Genomic DNA, 20171 nt, shown 5'->3' on the forward strand with positions numbered 1-20171 from the left:
CAGTGGCATCATGCGCGGCGCCGGCGACACCATGCCCTCCATGTGGATTTCAATGTTCACTACTGTAGTAATACGCGTGCCACTAGCGTATCTATGGGCGTGGCTTACCAGGAGCCAAACGTACCCTGCAGGATCGCCTGATGCGCTGTTCTTTGCGCTCCTCATAAGCTGGGTGCTTGGGGCTGTGGCCACCTACCTTTGGTACCGCCGAGGCGCCTGGCAAGATAAATCCCTCATCCCATCTTCAGAACCCCTGACGGCATAAGACCTGCACCTGCGGTGCAAGCATTCGCCGGGTACACGGCTGCCTGCGCCCACCAGCCGAGGGTAAGCGTCAAATAGCTGTTCTCAATTACTGCCTTGACACGTCCAGTGCTCTCGGGACTTGCCTGAGTTACTCTCCGTAACAGAAGCTCGTCTTTCGAATGCACTCAGCAATGACCGCCTCAAGAAACTCCTTTCTCCTTACAGCTGATGGATTGTCCATCCATCAGCGTGGGGGTTGGTTTCTCTAAGTAGTTCTCAATTAGTCTTTGCGTGATACGCCAGTTTGCATTCTGACCCCTGCTAGACGCCTGTTGGGCGTCGGGGGAGGCGTAACTCAGATGCGATTCGTACGACAACTCGACGAAGATGAGGTCCGCGTCCTTGAGACTATGAGACGTACTGCTGTAGGACGGGTGTCGCAGAGGGCGCATATGGTGCTCGTGTCGAACAGGCGCTACTGCATCGCGGAGATTGCGCGCGTGTTCGACACCTCTGAAAACACAGTCAGGCAGTGGATCGAGCGCCATGAACGCGACGGGGTCGACTGTCTCGACGACAGACCTCGCAGCGGCAGGCCGCCGAAGGTTTCGGCGACCGCCCAAGCCGCCATCCATGAGGACGTCCTCAAGCTTCTTTCCGAGCTTGGACACGCGTTTGCTCTGGGCTGCAGCTCGCCTGAGTAGGCAGGAGTACTTTCGACTCCAGACCGAAATGTCGCGCGTAATAGAGTGGCCGTAAGCACAGGCGAAGGAAGTCCTTCGCATACACCATGAGAGCTGCCTGACTCGTAGCAAGCCTATCGAGTCCGGCAGCTCTTCTGCAGTACACCGGAGGTTCCTACATAGCTGTGCGAACATATCAAACACACGCACGCGCGTTCATGCGTGCGCATCTCAGCCGCATTTACCACGCACTTAAGCGAAAGCTGCGGTGATAACGCACAATATCGAACAACAAATGAACGGATATACGAACACCAAACTAGCAACGATCCAGCTTCGAATGGAGCAGAATCCTACCTCCCATATGCACACGTAACGCGATTCGGGCTGATGCGCCCAGCAATCTGCGGCGTACGGCATTCGTAAAGCCACACATCTGTGCATTCACATGGACGGGTAATGCGTCGAACGCTGGCTGAGAATCCTCAGGGGACTTGGAGAATCAATTCATCAGTTCCAGGCATTGACTAACGGTCGATATGATTGTATGATGTTCGCAGAGGCCAATAATGAACATCTAGCGAACACTGTACCTTTCCATGATAGGCAAAGTACTAAAGGATAGGATGTAGAGTGCATGGCTAACGTGGAGAGAACAGAAAAAGATAGAAGGCATAGAAGGATTTCCGAGCTGATAATGGATGGGAAGCCGCTGACTGTTGAGTTTCTGAGCAACAGATTCGGCGTCTCACTCATGACCATCAGAAGGGACCTTGAACACCTGGAAGCTCGGGGACAGCTCGTGAGAACAAGGGGCGGAGCTGAACCGGTGTGGTACAGCGAGCACGAACCTTTCTACTTGATCAGGGCCAGGGAGAATGTAAGCGAAAAGGAGGCCATTGCGAGGACAGCTGTAGAACTCCTGAACGATAGGGAGGTGATCATCCTTGACGTGGGTACAACCTTCCTAAGCCTGGTACATGCGCTTACACCCATAAGAGACCTTACGGTAATGACCAATTGGATACCTAATGCGCTGGAGCTGGCGAAAAGACCTGAAGTGCAGACTATCCTGTTGGGAGGCACACTAAGGAAGTCCGAACTGTCATGCGTCGGGAAGATGGTCGAGGAGTCCTTGCATAACATAAATGCCGACAAAGCGTTCATAGGCGTGTCGGGCGTAGACCCCGTAAAGGGCATCACAGACTACAACCTTGACGAGGTAGAGATAAAGAGGGCTATGATACGAGCCGCACAGGAAGTCATTGTCCTCGCCGATCATTCGAAGATGGGGAAGGTAGGACCCATAAGCATCGCCCCGCTCTCTGCAGTGACCACAATGGTGGTTGACAGTAACACAAGCGAGGAGCAGTGCGAGATGCTTCGCAGCCATGGGATCAAAGTGATCATAGCGCCAAACCTGACGAAACACGAATAGGAACCAATATGTGCGCATTGCTGTAGCACAGTATCGCAGCGATGAGTCGTTTGATGGGAAGGGGCTCTTGCGCAATGGCACCAAGGATGATAGTTATGCTTACTCATCATGACAAGACTGTGGAAAACGCCATGGATGTGTTCAAGGGATGCAGCGACCTACCAGTGCAGTATTGGGGTTTGAAGGATGTGGGGCTGGCCGCCCCCAAAATGAAGGAGCTAGTGAAAGCATTCAAGGATCTGGGCAAGACAGTGATCTTTGAAGTCGTGGCTTATGAAGAACAGGATTGTTTGCGTTCGGTCGATCTAGCAATCGAATGCGGGATAGAGAATCTGACGGGGACCGTGTACTATCCGTCGGTGCTGGAGCGGCTTAGGCAGAACAAGATCAGGTACTATCCGTTCTGTGGCAAGAGGCGCAACATGCCGGGCGTGATGGTCGGAACGAGAGCAGAGATCATAGCAGAAGGCGTAAGGCTACAGGAGAGCGGCGTCGACGGGATAAACCTCATTCCCTTCAGGCACAAAGAGGAGGATCCCGTCACACTCACACGCGAGTTCATGCGACAGGTTCATCTACCAATAATCATCGCCGGAAGCATAGACAGCTACTCTAGGCTAGACCTGATGAAAGACATGAGTCCTTGGGGATTCACCATAGGAAGCGCATTCTTCAACGGCAGCTTCGTGCCCGGAGGTTCATTTAGGAACCAGGTCGAAGCTGTTGTTGCTTACATGCAGAAGGATGCCGGGCCTAACGGCCGATAGCGGCTGACGACTGAGATGGCAGGTTATAGAGGTCTATGTGCCACTGGAATCGGGAATTGCAGGAGGTAGTCAGATGAAGAAGATCAAGTTCGAAGGCATCTACCCCGCGATGGTCGTACCCTTCAAGCCGAGCGGAGAGACTGACCTGGAGGGTGCGAAGAAACTAGTCGAGTTCTTCATGTCCTCAGGCTGCTCGGGCGTCCTATGCAACGGTTCTACCGGCGAAGCGGCAAGCCTTACTCGCGATGAGCGTAAAGATGTGATCCACGCTGTCACAGAGGCCGTGAGAGGCCGCGGTAAAGTCATAGCCGGCACAGGCGCCCCGACCACGAGGGAGACGCTGGTGCTCACAAAGGACGCGATGGATGCCGGCGCGGACGCCGCACTCGTAATAACCCCCTACTTCATCAGGCCCACCAAGAAGGGCTTGTATCTACACTATGCCGAGATCGCCAAGGTCGGAATTCCCGTGCTCTGCTACAACCTGCCTCCTCCGACAAGGCAGGAAGTAGATGCCGACACGCTCGAGAAGCTCATAGAGTTGGAGAACATAGTAGGTCTGAAGGACAGCAGCGGCAACATGAGCTATCTTTCCGAGATATACAGGCGTTTCGGCGACAAGATCAGCATCCTGTCTGGCGCAGATGACCTTACCCTTCAGGTATTTGCGATGGGAGTCAAGGGTGCAATCCTAGGGCTTGCTAATATAGCGCCCGCACAGGTAGTGGAGCTGCAGAAGCTAGTGAAGGCAAACAGGATGGACGAAGCCCGCGAGCTATACTTCAGGCTCCTACCTATAGCGAACTGCATAAATGTATCGTTCAATTTCCCAGCCCAAATCAAAGAGGCGGTTCGCCAGCTCGGGCATCCCAGCACTCCGCCTCGCCTGCCCCTCCTACCTGTGGAGTCGGAAGAGGCCGAGGCCATCCGGAAGGCTCTCGCATACGCCGGATTGCTTTCCTAGAACCTGTCCGGGCCTGGACGGCACACCATCCAGGCCTGGACCTTGTTCACAGAATCAAGCGGAGGTATCTGTAAGTGTCTGACTCGATTGCCGCAGCACTTGATTGCATCACATACGGGGTGCAGATCATCGGGGTGAAGACATCCCAGCACATGAACGGAATGACGGCGGCCTGGGTGACTCAAGTGTCAAGGGAGCCTCCCATGGTGCTGGCAGCTATAGGGAAAACCCACTACACGAGCGAGTTAATCCCGGAAGCCAAATGCTTCTCGGTGAACATACTCACAGACACCCAGTTCGAGCTGGCTCAAAGATGCGGTTTCGGGACCGGTCGTAATACCGAAAGGCTGGCCGATCTTCCCATAATCTATGAGAGCACTGGAGCCCCCATCGTGAGTGACTGCGCCGCCTATCTGGACTGCCGGCTGGTGCATACGTTCGACATTGGCAACTGCATGCTTTTCGTAGGCGAAGTTGTCGCTGCCCGCAGTTCGAACGCAGATGTTCTGGCGTATGACGTCGAGAGGTTCTTCGGGAAGAGATGATCATGCCATGCGGGCTAACGATGCGGAGAAACGGGGAATAACTGATGGAGTACATCCTGGCGCTGGATCTTGGAACCACAGCTCTAAAGATAATGCTCTTCCGCACCGACGGGACTGCAGTGGCGAAATCCTCCAGGGAGTATAAGCTCATAACGCCCACGCCCCTCGAGGTGGAGCTCCCGGCAGAAACCTACTGGTCGGCCTTTAAGGATGGCCTCAGTGAAGTCATGGCGTTGTCAAGGGTAAAGCCATCCGAGATCAAGTCTCTGGGCATTTCTGCCCAAGGCGAAACACTAGTGGCGATAGACAACGATGGCAACCCCCTCATGAACGCCATAGTCTGGCTAGATAACAGAGCACAGGACGAGGCGGCAGAGCTATCAAGGCACTTCAACTTCGGCAGCGAAGAGACTTGGAGCGTGACGGGACAGGTAAAATCGCTTCCGATATGGCCCTCATCCAAGATCCTCTGGCTCAGGCGGAACGCACCCGAGTTGTTCCGGAGGACTGCCAAGTTCCTGCTTCTGGAGGACTATTTCATCTATCGCATGACTGGCAGCTTCGTATGCGAAGGCTCGCTCATATGCACCACTGCCTATTGGGACTTCCAGAAGAAAGCCTGGTGGCCCGATATGCTCAGGTACATAGGCATAGGCGACGACAACCTCCCTGAGATAAGAGAATCGGGTGAGATAGTTGGCCCAATCAAGTCCGATGTTGCAGTTGAGCTAGGACTCTCTTCTGAAACGATAGTGACCACTGGGGCGCTTGACCAAGCATGCGGAGCCATAGGAGTAGGGAACATCAAACCAGGTATTGTTTCGGTCAACACCGGAGCCGCTCTCGCAATCTGTGCCACAGTGAACGAGCCTTTCTTCGACCCTGACGGCAACCTTCCTCTCCATTATCATGGGATGCCCGACTCATACTTCGCCCATACATGCACCATGGGCGGGATGGTTCTTCGCTGGTTCAGGGATGGTTTCTGTCAGCCAGAGATGACCGCTGGTTCCCTTTCAGGTATGGACGCCTACGACATCCTTAGCAGAGAGGCGGCCCAGGTGGCGCCTGGCAGCGACGGCCTTATGATGCTGCCGCATCTGCAGGGCGCATGGGCGCCCGAGTTCAACCCCAAGGCCAAGGGTGTTTTCTATGGTCTCACGCTGCACCATACGAGACCGTACTTTGTAAGGGCGATCATGGAAGCAATAGCCTACGCCATAAGGAACAGCCTGAAGGTGCTAGAGGGAAAGGGCATCCGCCCAAGCGAGATACGTTCGCTCGGAGGAGGATCCAGGAGCAAGGTATGGGGGCAGATCAAAGCGGATGTCATACAGCGACCCTTATATACCATGAAGAACGAGGAGGCAGGCTGCTTGGGCGCCGCGATACTGGCCGGTGTTGCGACAGGTACGTACAAGAGTGTCGAGGACGCAGTGGCCAAGGTTGTCGCCATCGATGACAAGATTGAGCCGGATCCTAATAACGCCAAAGTGTATGACAAGGCCTTTGATGGATACATAGGCCTTTACAATTCGCTTCTGAGTACATTCGATAAGGAGTAATCGTGCTTTGCGGATAGGGGAGGGCAGGTGATCGAAGGCAAGGAATGGCTAGAGTGTTGCGAATCCAGGCTAGTCTCGGGTGTAGAAAGTCCGGTGCTACTTACCACACAACGAGAAGGAGGATCACACAATGCTTAAGAGAGGGCTAGTACTCGTAATAACGGTCCTGCTTGCAACCACTATGGTCATGGGCGTCTCTGCTGGAGACGACGCATGGGAGTGGCAGCCTGCTCCCAAGGTGATCGAGATAGGCGCGATCAACCCGTTCACAGGCTCTTCCGCCATGTCTGGGGAGCTCATGAGGCGTGGTATGGAAATAGCCCTGAACAAGATCAACGCTGAAGGCGGCATAAACGGGGTACCCGTGAAGGCAGCCTATGAGGACACAAAGGGCACTCAGGACGGCGCCGTCGCCGCCATCAACAAGCTCCTGTACGAGAACAAGGTCATCGCAACCCTGTGCTCGGACTATAGCACCCTCAACCACGCGGTCAGCCAGACCATACTCGCCGCCAAGTGCCCCGCCGTGTTTGGCGGTTCGGCCTGGTCGGTAAGGGAACTCAAGAACCCCTGGATGTTTGGCACCAGGACCAACGACAAACTCAACGCCGGCATTGTCGCGAAATTCATGGTCGAGGATCTGAAGCACAAGAAGATATCGGCCCTTTACAGCGACGAAGCATTCGGAGTAGGCGGATTCCAGCAGATCTCCAAGGTCCTCAAGGAGAAGTACGGCATTGAGGTCCTCAATCCACAGAAATTCGCCAAGAGCTCGAAAGACTACACAGCACAGCTTCTCGCCATCAAGAAAACCGGCGCGACCTGCATATTCTCCTGGAGCACCAACCCCTCGGATAACGCTGTCATCCTGAGACAGATGAAGGAACTGGGAGTAAACGTTGAGGTGGTCGGATGCCCTGCTTACGGAAGCCTCTCGATTACGCTCTCCCTAGCCGCAGATGAGGCCGAAGGCATCTACGCGATACTTGACTATACACCAATCGCCGAGGGCAAGTGGGTCAAGTACTTCAATGAAGAGTCTATCAGGAGATATGGCAAGCCGGCAGACAGCGACCAGCAGTGGCCCTATGACAGCTGCCTGATCATAGCCGAGGCGATGAGGAAAGCTGGAGTAGTCCGCGATTACAACGGAAAGAAACAGATAATGCCCGTGGAGCAAGCCCGCCAGGCAATCAGGGAAGCTATGGTCAGAATCCATAACTTCAGCGAGGGTACGACGAAGGTGTACGACATCGATGCCAACCAGGATCTCGCCCACTCGATGGTGCTCGTGAAGGTCAAGAGCGGTGCTCACGAGTTCGTCAAGTTCGTCGAGTACAAGTGAGCAGACCCAGAGCGCTATGACGTTGCACAGAACACTGGAAAATCGAGTCTAGTGTGAACAAGTGATGGAACGGGGCTCTTTGGAGGCCTTGGCCACTAAAGGCCTCGTTCCGGGCCTCAAAGGAGGATCGCAAACTGTGGACATCTCCATTATCCTGCAGCTTACAATAGGCGGCCTAGCGATGGGCGCCATCTACGGGCTGATCGCGCTCGGGATGAACCTGATTTACAACGCTACCGGTGGCCTCAATTATGCCCAGGGCTCGCTTGTTATGCTAAGCGCGTATGTCAGCCTGTCATTTGCCAGGTGGTTCACCGGATTAGGCAATTCGATGATCCTCGCTGCACTATGCGCGATTCCGACAATGGGGATCGTAGGTGCGATCTTCGGCCGTCTGTTGTATGAGCCGATCCGCATGGAGAAGTCATCGAGATTCACGTTGGTGGCATTGGCCGCTGGCATCTTGATTAGTGAGACAGTGCCCCACATATGGGGCAAGCTGCCTCACATGCTGCCTCGTTTCATATCGAAGGCATCCATAAGGGCTGGGGATCTCGTATTCAATACCCAAAGCCTGCTCATAATCGGTGTGGTATCCATCACCCTGATAGTGCTCCAGATCCTACTCAACAGGACGCAATGGGGCCTGATGATGAGGGCCGTTGGCCAGAGCAAAGAGGTATCGAGCCTCATGGGGATCCCGGTCCGGCAGTCTATCAGGCTGACCTTCGCGGCAAGCACGATGCTTGCAGCCATCGCTGGGATCATGGCAGGCCCGATCTTCTACGTATCCCCGCTTCTACTTGACCTTTCCACCAAAGGATTCGCGGCGGCGGTGCTCGGTGGCTTTAGCCCACGGGTTTCGGGCGCTCTGCTTGCCGGGATCCTCATAGGCCTAGTTGAGACGTACTCGGCCTTCTTCCTCTCGTCAGCATATCGGGATGCGTGGGGATTCTTCTTCCTAATATGCTTCCTACTCGTCAGGCCGGTTGGCATATTTGGCGAACAACACGCAACGAAGGTCTAGATGAGACGATTAAGGAGTCAGGATCATGAAATCTAGATACGTGCTACTGCCAATATCCGTAGCTCTGCTTGTACCTCTAGTTGTTAAGTCGGAGTATGCCATCTATGTGATTACCATGGGCGCCCTCTATGGCATATTGGCCATTTCCCTGAACGTTATCATGGGCCTCGGAGGCGTATTTTCTCTGGGACATGCCGCGTTCTGGGGAATAGGCGCCTACGTCGCTGCCAACCTTCTCGTGAGGCTTCATATGCCCTTCATAGCCGCGCTGATCGCAGGGGGGCTGGTGAGCGGTTTGGCAGGCGTAGCCCTAGGTATACCTAGCCTCAAAGTAAGGAGCACATACCTATGCGTTACCACAATGGGCTTCAACATCATAGTTGTTCTTGTGCTCACCAACTGGATAAAGGTTACGCGTGGTTCTGACGGATTCCCCAACATCCCTCCGCCTTCCTTTGGTTCCTTCGTTTTCGATACAAGACTAGGGAAGTACTTCGTAACAATGGGATTGCTCATCCTTGCTATATGGGCTTTCTCGCGTCTCAAGGAATCGAGAGTGGGCAGAGCTATACAGGCCACGAGGGACAATGAAATCGGGGCAACTGCGTGCGGAGTCAATGTACACTACTATAGGGTTCTGGCGTTCGCTCTCAGCGCTGCGATGGCCGGAATGGCGGGTGCGCTATTCGCTGCTTTGCAGGGATATATCGCCCCAGATACATTCGCCGGTTCGACGTCGACGCTGTTGGTGTCGATGCTTCTGATTGGAGGCTCAGGCTCTGTTTGGGGTCCGGTAATCGGAGCGTTTTGCCTGCAGGCGCTTTCGGAGAGCATGAGGTTCCTCTCCGACTATGCGATGGCCTTCTACGGGCTGATCATAGTCCTCGTTGCGCTGTGGTTGCCTAAGGGGCTCGACGGACTTGCCAGGGCCGGAATAGCTAGGATAATGGCTAGAATAGCCCCTCAACAACGGAAGAGATCTGTAGGAAGGGGGGCATGATCGCGATGGCTGCAATACTTGAGACCAAAGAACTGACCAAGAATTTCGGAGGGCTGGTTGCCCTTAGGGACATAGATATGAGAATCGAGCGGGGTGAGATCAGGGGTCTGATCGGCCCCAACGGCTCCGGAAAGAGCACGTTCATTAACGTTGTGATGGGCCTCTACATGGATGCCAAAGGAGAGATTACCTTCCAAGGGGATAAGCTCGATGACAAGAAGCCCCACGTACGGATAGGCATGGGGATGAGTCGTACTTTCCAGGCTTCCCGCCTTTTCGATGGCATGACGGTCAAGCAGAACGTGGTCGTCGGGCGGCACTGCCAGATGAAGTCGGGCGTATTCGGATCGCTGGTCAGGGACAAGTCTTTCAGGGAAGAGGAGAGGGCTTCGTTTGAAGAAGCAGAGAAGTGGCTCAGCTTCGTGGGCTACGAGGGTACTGGTGATGAGATGGCGGATGGACTGGCGCACGGGCCGAGGAGGCTCGTGGAGATAGCACGCTCACTTTCTTCGCACCCGAAGCTCCTGATGCTTGACGAACCAGCAGCCGGCATGAACCCTGTTGAGAAAGACGAACTCCTCGAGATCATCGAACGCATCAGGGATCTTGGTGTCACTGTACTGGTAATAGAACATGACATGAAGATGGTCATGAGGCTGTGCGACCGCATCTCGGTCCTCAACTTCGGGGCCAAGATCGCAGAGGGCACTCCGAAGGAAGTACAGAACGACCCTCAAGTGATCGAGGCTTATCTGGGTGAGGTGACCACATATGCTTAAGGTAGAAGGTATAGAGGTGTTCTACGGCAAGATCCAGGCACTGTTCGGGGTGAGCATCGAAGTTAACGAAGGCGAGGTGGTCGCGATCATAGGGGCGAACGGCGCCGGCAAGACGACCACTCTGCGAACCATAATCGGGCTACAGAAGCCGACAAAAGGGACAGTTGTTTTCGATGGTCATCAGCTGAACGGCAAGGATACCGACTGGATCGCAAAGCAGGGCATATCGATGGTCCCAGAGGGCAGGCAGGTGTTCCCGTATTTCACTGTACGCGAAAACCTATTGTCGGGCGCATGTGGTCGGAGGCAGATGGGCGCATCGGCCCGTGAGGTGGAAAAGGACATCCAAGCCATGCAAGAGCTGTTCCCAAGGCTCAAGGAGAGGACGAATCAGAAGGCATGGAGCCTTAGCGGTGGAGAACAGCAGATGCTCGCCTTGGCGAGGGGACTTCTCGGTAAGCCGAAGCTATTGATGCTGGACGAGCCCTCCTTGGGTCTCGCACCCGTCATAGTTCAGGACGTATTCAAAGCCATAAAGACCATCAATGAGCAGGGTACGACGATACTTCTGGTCGAGCAAAACGCCAACCTAGCGCTTTCCCTGGCAGACAGGGGATATGTTCTGGAAGGCGGCAAGGTGACCATCACTGGGACGGGCAAGGACTTGAGGGGGAACGAGAAGGTCAAGGAAGCCTACCTTGGAGGTTGATCCCCACTGACAGCCTAACGTTGGCACAGATGCACTAACGCCGAGATACACTTGGAGGTCACGAGATGCGGTACAAGATAGTCGCTATGACTGACAACGCAAACAGAAGCTACGACATTGAGAGTGAAGTCCTCGAAAGGATCGGGGGCGAGCTAACGGTCTCGGAGTGCAAAGATCCCAAGGAGATAATCGAACTCTGCAAAGAAGCCGACGGCATAATCACTGAATATGCTCCCATAACAGCTGAGGTAGTTGAGAACCTGAGCAAATGCAGAGTCATATCAAGGTACGGGGTGGGGTACGACAATGTGGATGTCGACGCATGCACAAGGAAGGGCATCTATGTAGCCAATGTCCCCGACTACTGCGCGGAGGAAGTCTCTGACCACGCACTTGCGTTGATGATGGCTTGCGCTCGGCAGATAGCTTACCGCGACAGGATGGTTCGTAGTTGCATGTGGGACATAAAGGGTGCTCCTATCCATCGCATAGCTGGAAAAGTGTTTGCCTTTCTGGGCTTCGGAACGATTGCGCGTTGTCTGTTAAGGAAGATCATGGGATTTGGCTTTGGGAGAATTCTCGTCTACGATCCGTACGTGAAGGCGGAAGTGGTAAGGGAACTAGGCGCTGAGCAGGTCGACCTCACAACTGCACTTAGGGAAGCTGATTTCGTCTCCATACACATGCCGGCGAACGACGCTACGCAGGGCTTGATTGGTGAGAAGGAGCTAGAGCTGATGAGGCCTACGGCGATCCTGATCAATACCTCTAGAGGCACGATTGTCGACGAGAAGGCGCTTGCAGATGCTCTGAAGAGGAAGGCTTTAGGTTGTGCAGGCTTGGACGTGCTGGAACATGAACCGATTGAGCCCGGGAATGCGCTAATCGGGCTTGACAACTGCGTGTTGACAGATCATGTCGGCTGGTGCAGCGAGGAAGCGAGGGCCGAGCTTAAGCGGAAGGTAGCGGAGAATGTGCGCGATGCTTTGGAGGGCAGACGTCCCAAATACGCGGTTAACAAGGTAGAAGTCAGATACGTTGAATAAGGCGTTTCAGCTGATCAAGCGTCGACGATTTGGGGGAAGGTAGAATGAGTGTACCGATGTTGCTAGTGCCTGCTGAAAGGCTCATCAAGATAGTAAGAGCCATACTTGTGTCAATAGGCATGTCTGCCGAAGACTCGGCGATTGCTGCCGATGTGCTGGTCGAGACGGATGCGAGGGGCGTTAGCTCACATGGGATCGTAGCATTGCCCTCATATGTGAGGCAGATGCGGGAAGGCGGTTCAGACCCTAAGGCAAAGGTCGCCGTAGTTAGGGAATCAGGTGGGACTTGCCTCATAGACGGGCGTTACGGAATGGGCCAGGTGGTATCCGTAAAGGCAACGAGGAAGCTCATAGAGCTCGCAGAAGAACACGGTGTATCGGTAGTGTGCGTCAAGAACAGCAACCATTTCGGCGCCGGCGCCTATTACGCCATGATGTGCGCTGCGGCCGGACAGATAGGGTTTGCCATAAGCAATGCGACGCCGGTGCTAGTGGCGCCCGGAGGGCGCGGCCCAGCGGTCGGGAACAACCCCGTAGCCATAGCAGTGCCGACCGCCGATGGAGCCCCTGTAGTCCTGGATATGGCTCTCAGCGTAGTAGCGGTGGGAAAGATGATTAACATAGCTAATTCCGGCGGTGTGATGCCCAGCGATTGGCTTGTGGACGAGAATGGCAGGCCTTCGCTAGACGTGCACGTCCTTTCGAGGGGTGGGGCGGTGTTCCCATTCGGCGGGTACAAGGGCTACGGTCTGGCCGTCATGGCTGAGATTCTTTCTTCGGTGTTGCCAGGGGCAGGTGTGACCAAGGAACTGCGAGACTTCATACTACATCCCGACCAGAGGGCGCTGCAGGGGCATTTCTTCCTATCCATTGATGTATCCCGGTTCCAGGAGCTGGGCACATTTGAGGCCCGAGTCAGCTCACTCGGTAGGGAGCTCCGCGAAGGCGGGAGGGCTGAAGGAACGGAACGGCTGTTCATGCCAGGGGACATGGAGAACGATACGCAGCACAGGTCCGCAGAGAGCGGAGTCGCCATACCCGAGCATGGATGGAAGGGCCTCGTCAGGCTCGCAGGCGAGCAGAAACTAGACCTCGACATGTCCTTGTAGACCCGCCCAGCTTGCCGCCTCTCGGCTGGTATCATACGGGCAGGGCGTGGAGAAGGGTTCATGATGAGGCTAGATCATCGTGTGACCATTGTGACGGGGAGTGGACGGGGCACAGGAAGAGCCATGACAGATGCGGTGGAACAGCGTTGAACTGAAGAGGGACGCAGCCGACGAACGGCAGTGACGGGCCCAAGGCAGCAGGGGCGGGCTGCGCCGGCGACATGCGATTGTCATAGTGGGAGGAAATCGATATGAGGAAGACGCGGATTGGGCTGATGGTGGTGGCCAGCCATTTCGAAAGCGGAGGCGAGAGGGCTGACGATCTGACCAGGGCGACCAAGGATATGTTGGTGAACGCCGGCTACGAAGTGCTGGCGGCATCCAAGACTGTATGGGACCCTGCGGACGCGATGGAGGAAGGGGCACTGATCTCAAAAGGCGAGCCTGATCTTGTGCTCGTGATCCACGCAAGCTGGGTGCTCGACTCACTGCAATTCGCACTCCAGTCTGCCATGGACTGCCCCATGGTGATGTGGGCGGTTCCCTACATAAACACGTTCTCGTTGGCGTGCGTGCAGCATTTCGGGAGCGTCCTGAAGCAGCGTGGCATGAGCTGCCGCTACCTGTACGGTCTGCCCGGCGACAAGGCCCTCCAGAACAGGCTTGCGATATACGCCGCGGCGGCAAGGGCGCACCGCGCGGTGAAGAAGGCCCGTGTGGCCCTGATCGGCCCGAGGCAAACGTGGCGCGTAGCAGGACCTCAGGATTCGACGATTGAGGAGTGGGACTTCTCGGAGAAGTTCGGCGCCAGCATCGTCCATATCGAGATGGAGGAGCTCATAGGTGCTGCGGAGGCGCAGAGCGAAAGCGCAGCCCTTGACGCATTGAACACGATCCGCAAGGACCGCCTGGGCAAGTGCCTTGCAGATGATGAGCGCCTTCTTTGGTACACCAAGGTGTATTTGGGAATAAAGCAATTGGCGTTACGCTATGGGTTAACTGCGGTTGCGGCAGAGTGCTATCCCAATTACATAGGGCTTACCAATGTCCCCGCTTCGTGGCTTGCCGACGAAGGGTTCGTTGTGGAGACGGAAGGCGATATCGGGCACGCGACGATGATGCTAGCTCTCAACGAGATGGCGCCCGGGATCACAGCGCTTGCAGAAGCTGGTGGCTACGACGTAGCATCCAACGGGTTATACCTTGCCCACGGAGGCAGTAGTGCACACTCGTTGGCGGGTGATGTATCCACTGCATACATACCCAAGACGGGCAAGTTCGTAGGACTAAAGTACAAGCCTACTCCTGTCGTCACACTCGCAAGCATAAGGGGCGGCAACGGAGCTTACAGGTTGTCAGTGACTACGGGTTCTATTGAAGAGGCTAACCAGGCCGAATGGGAGGATGCCGGATACAGGCTGGTAGCAAAGTTCAGGCCCAGAATCGCGGTAGAGGATTTCTTCGACGGGTTGCTGGACGCCGGTACTGATCACCATGTCCTTATCCACGAAGGGGATCTCACTAAACAGCTAGCTGTCTTCTGTGATCTTTTTGGAGTAGAAAAGGTAGACCTATAGATACGAGTTGGGAGAGACAAGCGTGGCAGGCCAGACAGATGAGCTTCTCTGAGTACCTATAGAACCGGGTTCGCGCACCGAAGAGAGGGATTAAGAATGAAGGAAGACGTCAGTCTGGCCAAAGTCCTTGGCAGGAAAGACGTGTTGAGCCTTGCGTTTGGCTCTATGATAGGTTGGAGTTGGGTTATGCTGGCCGGCTCCTGGGTTTCGCAGGCGGGTTTCGTAGGGGCGATAGCGGCATTTGTCATATCCGGCATCATGAGTGCTCTAGTAGGGCTAGCGTATGCAGAGTTGGCAACCACTTTCCCGCTCGCGGGAGGTGAGTTCGTTTACTCATACAGAGCCATGGGCACGCTCGCGGCATGGATCTCCGGCTGGGCGATCACATTCGCCTACTTGGGGATAGTGGCATTCGAAGGCGTGGCTTTTGTGGCCGCCATGGATTACCTAGTCAAGATACCAAGGATGGGGTACCTGTGGAGCATTGCAGGCCAGGATGTCTACGTATCATGGGCTATGGTCGGCGTCGTGATGGGAGGTTCCCTGTGTTATTTCAACTACCGCGGCATAAAGAGCGCAAGTCGATTTCAGAATTGGGCCACGTTGTTTCTCGCAGTCGGGGGAATCTCCTTTTTTGTCGCAGGAGCCTTTAGGGGGAGCATATCAAATATCGGTCCCATATTTCAGTCGACTCCAGGGTTTGCGTCTGTACTCCTTATGTGTCCAGCACTCTACTTAGGCTTCAGCGTCATACCGCAGGTGGCGGAGGAGGTGAACATTCCCACTAAGGTAGTCGGCAAACTTCTTGTATTCTCTGTCGTGTTGGCTGCGCTATGGTATGTGATGATCATCTTTGGCGTTGGCATGGCTGCACCAAGTGAAGTCAGAGCTACGTATGATATCCCTGTAGCTGACTCAATGGCTAACCTGTTCAATAGCGATATCGTGGGCGGGTTTATGATAATAGCGGGTATAGCAGGGATAATAACAAGTTGGAACGCGTTCATAATAGCGGCAAGCAGGATACTATTCGCTATGGGTAGGGCCAAGTTGCTGCCCCCGATATTCAGTTCTCTGCATCCAAAGCACCAAACTCCGTGGTTCAGCATCCTTTTGGTGTTTGCCGTGGGCGCCATTGCCCCATTCCTTGGCAAGAATGCTCTCATGTGGTTTCTGAATGCAAGCTCCCTTGGAAGTACGGTGGCCTACGTGATGGTGGCAATAGCCCTCTTGGTGTTGAAGAAGAAGGAACCGGGGCTCACGCGTCCTTACTCCATGAGCCGTATAGCAGCTTACATCGCCCTTGTCATATCGGTCGGATTCCTGCTGCTCTTCCTGCCCATAAGCCCCGCTGCGCTCAAGCTGCCAGAGTGGACGATCGTGCTCATATGGGCGATAATCGGAATGCTCCTGGCGGCGGTGGCAAAACCGACCATGGCCGGAGTATCATGGGCCGAGCGCGAGCGGTTGATATTCGGGGGTGAACTCGCGAGGAGGAGCCCGGATTGGCAAGGCCGATGATAACAGTGGGGTAATGCCTGATAGACGCTGGACCCGAAATGGCAGCACAGGAATTATCGCAGCATCGATTAAAAGGGGAAAGACGTGAGGCGGCATGGAAGGAAATAGATGTCGAAAGATGAGAGCCCTCATCTTCATGCTGCTATCCACCGCCTATTTTGCTGCAGTGTTCCAAAGATACTCGCTGGGTGTGGTGACCGAGGAACTATCGAGAGAGCTGAATGTAGGGACAGTCGAGCTGGGCTTCATGTCGTCTGCATACTTCATGGCATGCGCTGCTTCGCAACCTCTAGTAGGGGTTCTCACCGACAGGTTCTCGCCACTCATCATGGTGGCTGGATGCCTAGGGGTTGGAGCAATAGGAACCTGGGTGTTCGCGGAAGCTCGTTCGATCTCCATGGCGTTCCTTGGAAGGATTGTCGTCGGGGTGGGGCTTTCAGGTGTATTCGTGCCGGGCGTCAAGGCAATAGGAATGGCCTACGGAGCAGACAAGTTTGCATCTGCCAACGGGGTTTTCATTGCAATTGGCAACGCAGGCTCGGTGTTGGGGACCGCCATCGTCGTATGGTTGATATCGATGATCGGCTGGCGTAGCTCGTTCGTCGCGGTGGGAGCGGCGCTCATATGCCTTGCAGTACTATGCTGGGCGGTTGACAGAGCAGGAAGAAGCAACATGGAGAGGTGTGCGGGCAATGATGCGGCCCGGGTAGAGGGTCCTTCTCTACAATCCATTTGCAGAGGGCCCGCTGTGTTCCTCCGAGATAGGAACCTGTGGCTGGTCAACTTGTTCATGTTCTCAAGGTTTGGCTCACAGGCGGCCTTCCAGGGAGTATGGGGTGTACCCTACATAATGAGTGTATATGGCGAGACGAGAGAGCGGGCAGCCATCAGTGTCATGATGATAGGTTTGGGCTACATCGTAGGCTCTCCTATAGCGGGATGCCTCGCAGATCGGATCACCAAGACAAGGGGTAGCACTTTTGCTGCAAGGCGCATAGTCCTTGCGGCAACGACCGGTCTCTATGCACTCACATGGGTGCCGTTGACCCTCTTGCCAGGCAAGTACGACCTCTGGGTCTGTAATGCGCTCCTTTTCATGATGGGAGCGGGAGCGAGCTCAGTCGGACTGTCTTTCTCAATTGTGAACGAGTCGTATCATCCGAAGATGGCGGGACAGGCGATGTCTATAGCAAACGTAATGTCGATCTTTGGCGCGGCTGCCGTCCCGCCGATTGTGGGAGCAATAATACAAAAGGCCACCGATGCCGGAGTAGGGGCAAGAGCGACTTATGGTCACTCTATGTGGCCTTGCCTTATCGCGGGATTCGTCTCATGGCTGAGCGTCATCCTTCTGAGCGTGGACCAGGGTATAGGCCCCCGGGCACGTGCGGAGCAGTAGGTGACATGACGTAGCAAGACTCCTGCAGCTGAGACAGTAAGCAGGTTTCCCCAAGCGCCTTAGCCCAATCAGGCGGCCAATGTCTGAACCCTTGAAGGTCGGTCATGACCGAAAAGGGACCGCGCCGGAGAACAGTATGCTTCCTGGGCAACCTAGCCCCCAGGCCTCTTGAGGAATGGCTGATTCCTGCTCGCAAGGTGGAGGAGTGCCGCGAAGCCGGACCGGCGCATGTGGGCAACTGCTTCTGGGACAGGCTCGCAATAGCGGATCTCGTCGAAGCGGATCTGACCTGTTTGAACGACGACGCCTTGTACCGCAACCTCGACCGGCTGTACGCCTGCCGCGGTCAGATCGAGAAAGGGCTCGCGTTGAGGGAGAGGGATCTGTTCAACCTTGACGCCACCGTGTACTTCTACGACCTTACGTCCACGTATTTCGAGGGCCAAGTTGTCCTTCCTACGGCCGATAGAGGAACCCTTAGGATCCGGCGCAGCTCGGCGCCGGATCCCGAACACATCAGAATCTAAGATGCCCTGAACCTTCCGCACACCGTCATGGCGCCAATGAAAACGTGGTCTAGCACGTAGTGACTAGTTTCCGCTTTTCACCCCCGTTGAAGTGGGCGTTTGTCACGTGAGTGCGGAAGCTGGGTTAGCTCCTGATTGATCTTCTGGATTTGCGCCCTTGCCCGGTACAGTTTCGTGTGCCTCCCAACCAGCACTTTTGCCAGATCGCCCCTGTCCTTCGGCACGTAGTCGTACCGGGTCTTTCCCTCTACTCTGCGGGAGATGTAGAGAACCGGGCCGTGGAGCTCTCCGTGGGTGCACTTACACCCGGGCTTGCCGCACTTCCTGTACTTCTCCACGATAGGTAAGCAACCCGGCAGTGAACAGTTTCCTGCTCCCATAAGCCTGCCCGTCTTCGACACCGCGTAGGCAAACAATGCGCGTAGCAGCAGATAGATCGGCCATTGGAGACGCGAGGCCGAGGAGTCGTGTTACTACGCGTTAGGCCTTGTTCTGAGGCTGATTTCGTGGATTCTCTTGGGTTCGCTGACTTCCAGACAGGTCAGAATGGCCTTCTGAGCTGCGCTGATCTCCGTGCGCTGTATGACCTGTCCATCGGGAGTCCCGATCTCAACAATGCGTATCCTTTCGAGTTGGCTTCTGATCCTCGCCCACGACTCGCCCACCTTGACCTCCAGGTTCTCCTTGACGGTCCTGTACCGGCCTTGACGGGACAACGCCTCCTCTACGGAATCCATTCCGGCCCGCATGCGCTCTCCAGCGATGTAGTGGCCGCCGATGAGATGCTGGCCGCCTCAGCTATCATGAGAGCCGCGGCTCTGTTCGCTGCTCCACTTGACCACCGGCATCACCTCCGAATGGGCATCATTGCGTCCGCAGTATCAGGACGGTGATGCCATGGCTGTTCTTAGTGACACGTGTCTTTACACGTGCTAATGTTGGTCTGAAGTGTGTGTACGATGTCTATTCGTCCCGGGAAGTGATCAGGATGCTCAAGGCCGACGGCTGGTGTCTGGTTAACGTAGTCGGCGATCATCACCAGTTCAGGCATCGAACAAAGAAAGGCAGAATCACAGTCACGCACTCGAAGAAGGATGTGCCGGTTGGAACTCTTAAAGCCATCGAAAAGCAGTCGGGCGTCCGATTCTAGCCCCCCAAAGCGAAAGGCAGTGATCTAGCTATGGGATTAGATCGATACATCTTCCCAGCCATCTTCACCTATGCTGAAGACGGCATATCCATCGAATTCCCGGATCTGCCGGGATGTCTTCCCTGTGCGAACTCCACGGAGGAGGCGCTCGGGAACGCGCGGCAGGCTCTAGGATTGCACCTGTATGGAATGGAACAAGACGGCGATGACATCCCGTCGCCCACTCCGGTTGAGATGATCCGAACCGGCGAAAAGCAAGTTCTCATGCTTGTCGACACATGGATGCTGCTGATACGCGATGCCATAGAGAGCCGGGCCGTAAAGAAAACGCTTACGATCCCCGCGTGGCTGAACACGATGGCAGAGTCGAACAACGTCAACTTCTCACAGGTTCTGCAATCAGCGCTCAAGGAACGTCTGGGGGTAGTTGAGCCTCGTTGACGACGGTGCGGAAGCCGCGGGACCTGGGCGGGACGGGCCGCATTGACCCGCCCAGGCGGCTGTAGTGGCCTCGTTGCCGCAGATCCAGGAGCACTGGCCATTGCTTGGGCCAGCGCTCCTGGCTAATCCTTGTTGAGTGGCCACGCCATGATCATGCGTGCCGCTTGCCGTGAGCTCACTGATGGTCTGCGCGATATGGCTGTACTCCTTCCACAGGATCCCACCGATCAGTACATGTGCCGCATAGGCCACAGCGCTCACAGTGCCGCTTATGGAAGCGATCCTCCACAGGTTTCAGCCTCAGCTCCCGGGAGACCTTCCCGGGTGATGTGG

The 20171-nt window shown here is 55.3% G+C and carries 22 protein-coding genes; 20 read left to right on the forward strand and 2 right to left on the reverse strand.

Going from position 1 to position 20171, the window contains the following annotated elements; translation table 11 throughout:
- The 18 genes from VB144_08905 to VB144_08990 form a co-directional block, all read left to right on the forward strand.
- Window positions 1–265: MATE family efflux transporter (locus tag VB144_08905; protein ID MEA4883755.1), on the forward strand; the 265-nt coding region annotated here is incomplete at its 5' end.
- Between the two features lie 391 nt (window positions 266–656).
- On the forward strand, window positions 657–950 hold the full coding sequence (locus VB144_08910) for a helix-turn-helix domain-containing protein (protein ID MEA4883756.1): 294 nt from the start codon (window positions 657–659) through the stop codon (window positions 948–950).
- A gap of 616 nt (window positions 951–1566) precedes the next feature.
- The gene (locus VB144_08915) at window positions 1567–2367 is read left to right on the forward strand and encodes a DeoR/GlpR family DNA-binding transcription regulator (GenBank protein ID MEA4883757.1); all 801 of its coding nucleotides are present in this window, start codon (window positions 1567–1569) and stop codon (window positions 2365–2367) included.
- A gap of 74 nt (window positions 2368–2441) precedes the next feature.
- Complete coding sequence (locus tag VB144_08920; protein ID MEA4883758.1) at window positions 2442–3134, forward strand: hypothetical protein; 693 nt, start codon at window positions 2442–2444, stop codon at window positions 3132–3134.
- A 73-nt stretch (window positions 3135–3207) separates the two neighbouring features.
- The gene (dapA, locus tag VB144_08925) at window positions 3208–4098 is read left to right on the forward strand and encodes a 4-hydroxy-tetrahydrodipicolinate synthase (protein MEA4883759.1); all 891 of its coding nucleotides are present in this window, start codon (window positions 3208–3210) and stop codon (window positions 4096–4098) included.
- Between the two features lie 74 nt (window positions 4099–4172).
- Window positions 4173–4643, forward strand: a complete 471-nt coding sequence (locus tag VB144_08930) for a flavin reductase family protein (GenBank protein ID MEA4883760.1) — start codon at window positions 4173–4175, stop codon at window positions 4641–4643.
- 44 nt (window positions 4644–4687) lie between these two features.
- On the forward strand, window positions 4688–6208 hold the full coding sequence (locus tag VB144_08935) for an FGGY family carbohydrate kinase (protein ID MEA4883761.1): 1521 nt from the start codon (window positions 4688–4690) through the stop codon (window positions 6206–6208).
- A 130-nt stretch (window positions 6209–6338) separates the two neighbouring features.
- A complete protein-coding gene (locus VB144_08940; protein MEA4883762.1) occupies window positions 6339–7553 on the forward strand; it encodes an ABC transporter substrate-binding protein in 1215 nt (404 codons plus the stop codon).
- A gap of 136 nt (window positions 7554–7689) precedes the next feature.
- Entirely contained in the window at window positions 7690–8580 is an 891-nt protein-coding gene (locus VB144_08945) for a branched-chain amino acid ABC transporter permease (GenBank protein MEA4883763.1), read from the forward strand.
- 25 nt (window positions 8581–8605) lie between these two features.
- Window positions 8606–9580, forward strand: a complete 975-nt coding sequence (locus tag VB144_08950; protein ID MEA4883764.1) for a branched-chain amino acid ABC transporter permease — start codon at window positions 8606–8608, stop codon at window positions 9578–9580.
- Entirely contained in the window at window positions 9577–10359 is a 783-nt protein-coding gene (locus VB144_08955) for an ABC transporter ATP-binding protein (GenBank protein MEA4883765.1), read from the forward strand. Before VB144_08950 ends, VB144_08955 begins: the two co-directional genes overlap by 4 nt.
- The gene (locus VB144_08960) at window positions 10352–11068 is read left to right on the forward strand and encodes an ABC transporter ATP-binding protein (GenBank protein MEA4883766.1); all 717 of its coding nucleotides are present in this window, start codon (window positions 10352–10354) and stop codon (window positions 11066–11068) included. The genes VB144_08955 and VB144_08960 overlap by 8 nt, the downstream gene beginning before the upstream one ends.
- Window positions 11069–11133: 65 nt before the next feature.
- Window positions 11134–12114, forward strand: coding sequence for a C-terminal binding protein (locus VB144_08965; protein ID MEA4883767.1), 981 nt, complete (start codon window positions 11134–11136; stop codon window positions 12112–12114).
- A 44-nt stretch (window positions 12115–12158) separates the two neighbouring features.
- Window positions 12159–13223: an Ldh family oxidoreductase gene (locus VB144_08970; GenBank protein ID MEA4883768.1), complete on the forward strand. Its 1065-nt coding sequence runs from the start codon at window positions 12159–12161 to the stop codon at window positions 13221–13223.
- Window positions 13224–13474: 251 nt separating this feature from the next.
- Window positions 13475–14800, forward strand: a complete 1326-nt coding sequence (locus VB144_08975; GenBank protein MEA4883769.1) for a hypothetical protein — start codon at window positions 13475–13477, stop codon at window positions 14798–14800.
- 96 nt (window positions 14801–14896) lie between these two features.
- Window positions 14897–16321, forward strand: a complete 1425-nt coding sequence (locus tag VB144_08980; GenBank protein MEA4883770.1) for an amino acid permease — start codon at window positions 14897–14899, stop codon at window positions 16319–16321.
- A 118-nt stretch (window positions 16322–16439) separates the two neighbouring features.
- Window positions 16440–17720: an MFS transporter gene (locus VB144_08985; protein MEA4883771.1), complete on the forward strand. Its 1281-nt coding sequence runs from the start codon at window positions 16440–16442 to the stop codon at window positions 17718–17720.
- Between the two features lie 104 nt (window positions 17721–17824).
- A complete protein-coding gene (locus tag VB144_08990; GenBank protein ID MEA4883772.1) occupies window positions 17825–18247 on the forward strand; it encodes a hypothetical protein in 423 nt (140 codons plus the stop codon).
- A gap of 77 nt (window positions 18248–18324) precedes the next feature.
- Here VB144_08990 and VB144_08995 read toward each other — a convergent pair whose 3' ends face one another.
- Both VB144_08995 and VB144_09000 read right to left on the reverse strand, forming a co-directional pair.
- A complete protein-coding gene (locus VB144_08995; protein MEA4883773.1) occupies window positions 18325–18585 on the reverse strand; it encodes a DUF6788 family protein in 261 nt (86 codons plus the stop codon).
- Window positions 18586–18720: 135 nt separating this feature from the next.
- Window positions 18721–18984, reverse strand: a complete 264-nt coding sequence (locus VB144_09000) for a hypothetical protein (GenBank protein ID MEA4883774.1) — start codon at window positions 18982–18984, stop codon at window positions 18721–18723.
- Window positions 18985–19199: 215 nt separating this feature from the next.
- Between VB144_09000 and VB144_09005 the strand changes: the two genes are divergently transcribed.
- Together VB144_09005 and VB144_09010 are read left to right on the forward strand one after the other, a co-directional pair.
- Window positions 19200–19397, forward strand: coding sequence for a type II toxin-antitoxin system HicA family toxin (locus VB144_09005; GenBank protein ID MEA4883775.1), 198 nt, complete (start codon window positions 19200–19202; stop codon window positions 19395–19397).
- 30 nt (window positions 19398–19427) lie between these two features.
- Window positions 19428–19838 (forward strand): type II toxin-antitoxin system HicB family antitoxin, encoded by a 411-nt coding sequence (locus VB144_09010; GenBank protein ID MEA4883776.1) that lies wholly within the window; start codon window positions 19428–19430, stop codon window positions 19836–19838.
- The last annotated feature ends 333 nt before the right edge of the window (window positions 19839–20171 follow it).

The sequence above is a fragment of the Clostridia bacterium genome, assembly GCA_034926675.1.
GTDB lineage: Bacteria > Bacillota > DTU025 > DTU025 > DTU025 > JAYFQW01.

Excerpts from the sequence above, each read along its gene's own strand:
- VB144_08910 (MEA4883756.1), top strand. The coding sequence starts at position 657 with ATGAGACGTACTGCTGTAGGACGGGTGTCGCAGAGGGCGCATATGGTG.
- VB144_08915 (MEA4883757.1), top strand. The coding sequence starts at position 1,567 with ATGGCTAACGTGGAGAGAACAGAAAAAGATAGAAGGCATAGAAGGATT.
- VB144_08920 (MEA4883758.1), top strand. The coding sequence starts at position 2,442 with ATGGCACCAAGGATGATAGTTATGCTTACTCATCATGACAAGACTGTG.
- dapA (MEA4883759.1), top strand. The coding sequence starts at position 3,208 with ATGAAGAAGATCAAGTTCGAAGGCATCTACCCCGCGATGGTCGTACCC.
- VB144_08935 (MEA4883761.1), top strand. The coding sequence starts at position 4,688 with ATGGAGTACATCCTGGCGCTGGATCTTGGAACCACAGCTCTAAAGATA.
- VB144_08940 (MEA4883762.1), top strand. The coding sequence starts at position 6,339 with ATGCTTAAGAGAGGGCTAGTACTCGTAATAACGGTCCTGCTTGCAACC.
- VB144_08950 (MEA4883764.1), top strand. The coding sequence starts at position 8,606 with ATGAAATCTAGATACGTGCTACTGCCAATATCCGTAGCTCTGCTTGTA.
- VB144_08955 (MEA4883765.1), top strand. The coding sequence starts at position 9,577 with ATGATCGCGATGGCTGCAATACTTGAGACCAAAGAACTGACCAAGAAT.
- VB144_08960 (MEA4883766.1), top strand. The coding sequence starts at position 10,352 with ATGCTTAAGGTAGAAGGTATAGAGGTGTTCTACGGCAAGATCCAGGCA.
- VB144_08965 (MEA4883767.1), top strand. The coding sequence starts at position 11,134 with ATGCGGTACAAGATAGTCGCTATGACTGACAACGCAAACAGAAGCTAC.
- VB144_08970 (MEA4883768.1), top strand. The coding sequence starts at position 12,159 with ATGAGTGTACCGATGTTGCTAGTGCCTGCTGAAAGGCTCATCAAGATA.
- VB144_08975 (MEA4883769.1), top strand. The coding sequence starts at position 13,475 with ATGAGGAAGACGCGGATTGGGCTGATGGTGGTGGCCAGCCATTTCGAA.
- VB144_08980 (MEA4883770.1), top strand. The coding sequence starts at position 14,897 with ATGAAGGAAGACGTCAGTCTGGCCAAAGTCCTTGGCAGGAAAGACGTG.
- VB144_08985 (MEA4883771.1), top strand. The coding sequence starts at position 16,440 with ATGAGAGCCCTCATCTTCATGCTGCTATCCACCGCCTATTTTGCTGCA.
- VB144_08990 (MEA4883772.1), top strand. The coding sequence starts at position 17,825 with ATGACCGAAAAGGGACCGCGCCGGAGAACAGTATGCTTCCTGGGCAAC.
- VB144_09000 (MEA4883774.1), bottom strand. The coding sequence starts at position 18,984 with ATGGATTCCGTAGAGGAGGCGTTGTCCCGTCAAGGCCGGTACAGGACC.
- VB144_09010 (MEA4883776.1), top strand. The coding sequence starts at position 19,428 with ATGGGATTAGATCGATACATCTTCCCAGCCATCTTCACCTATGCTGAA.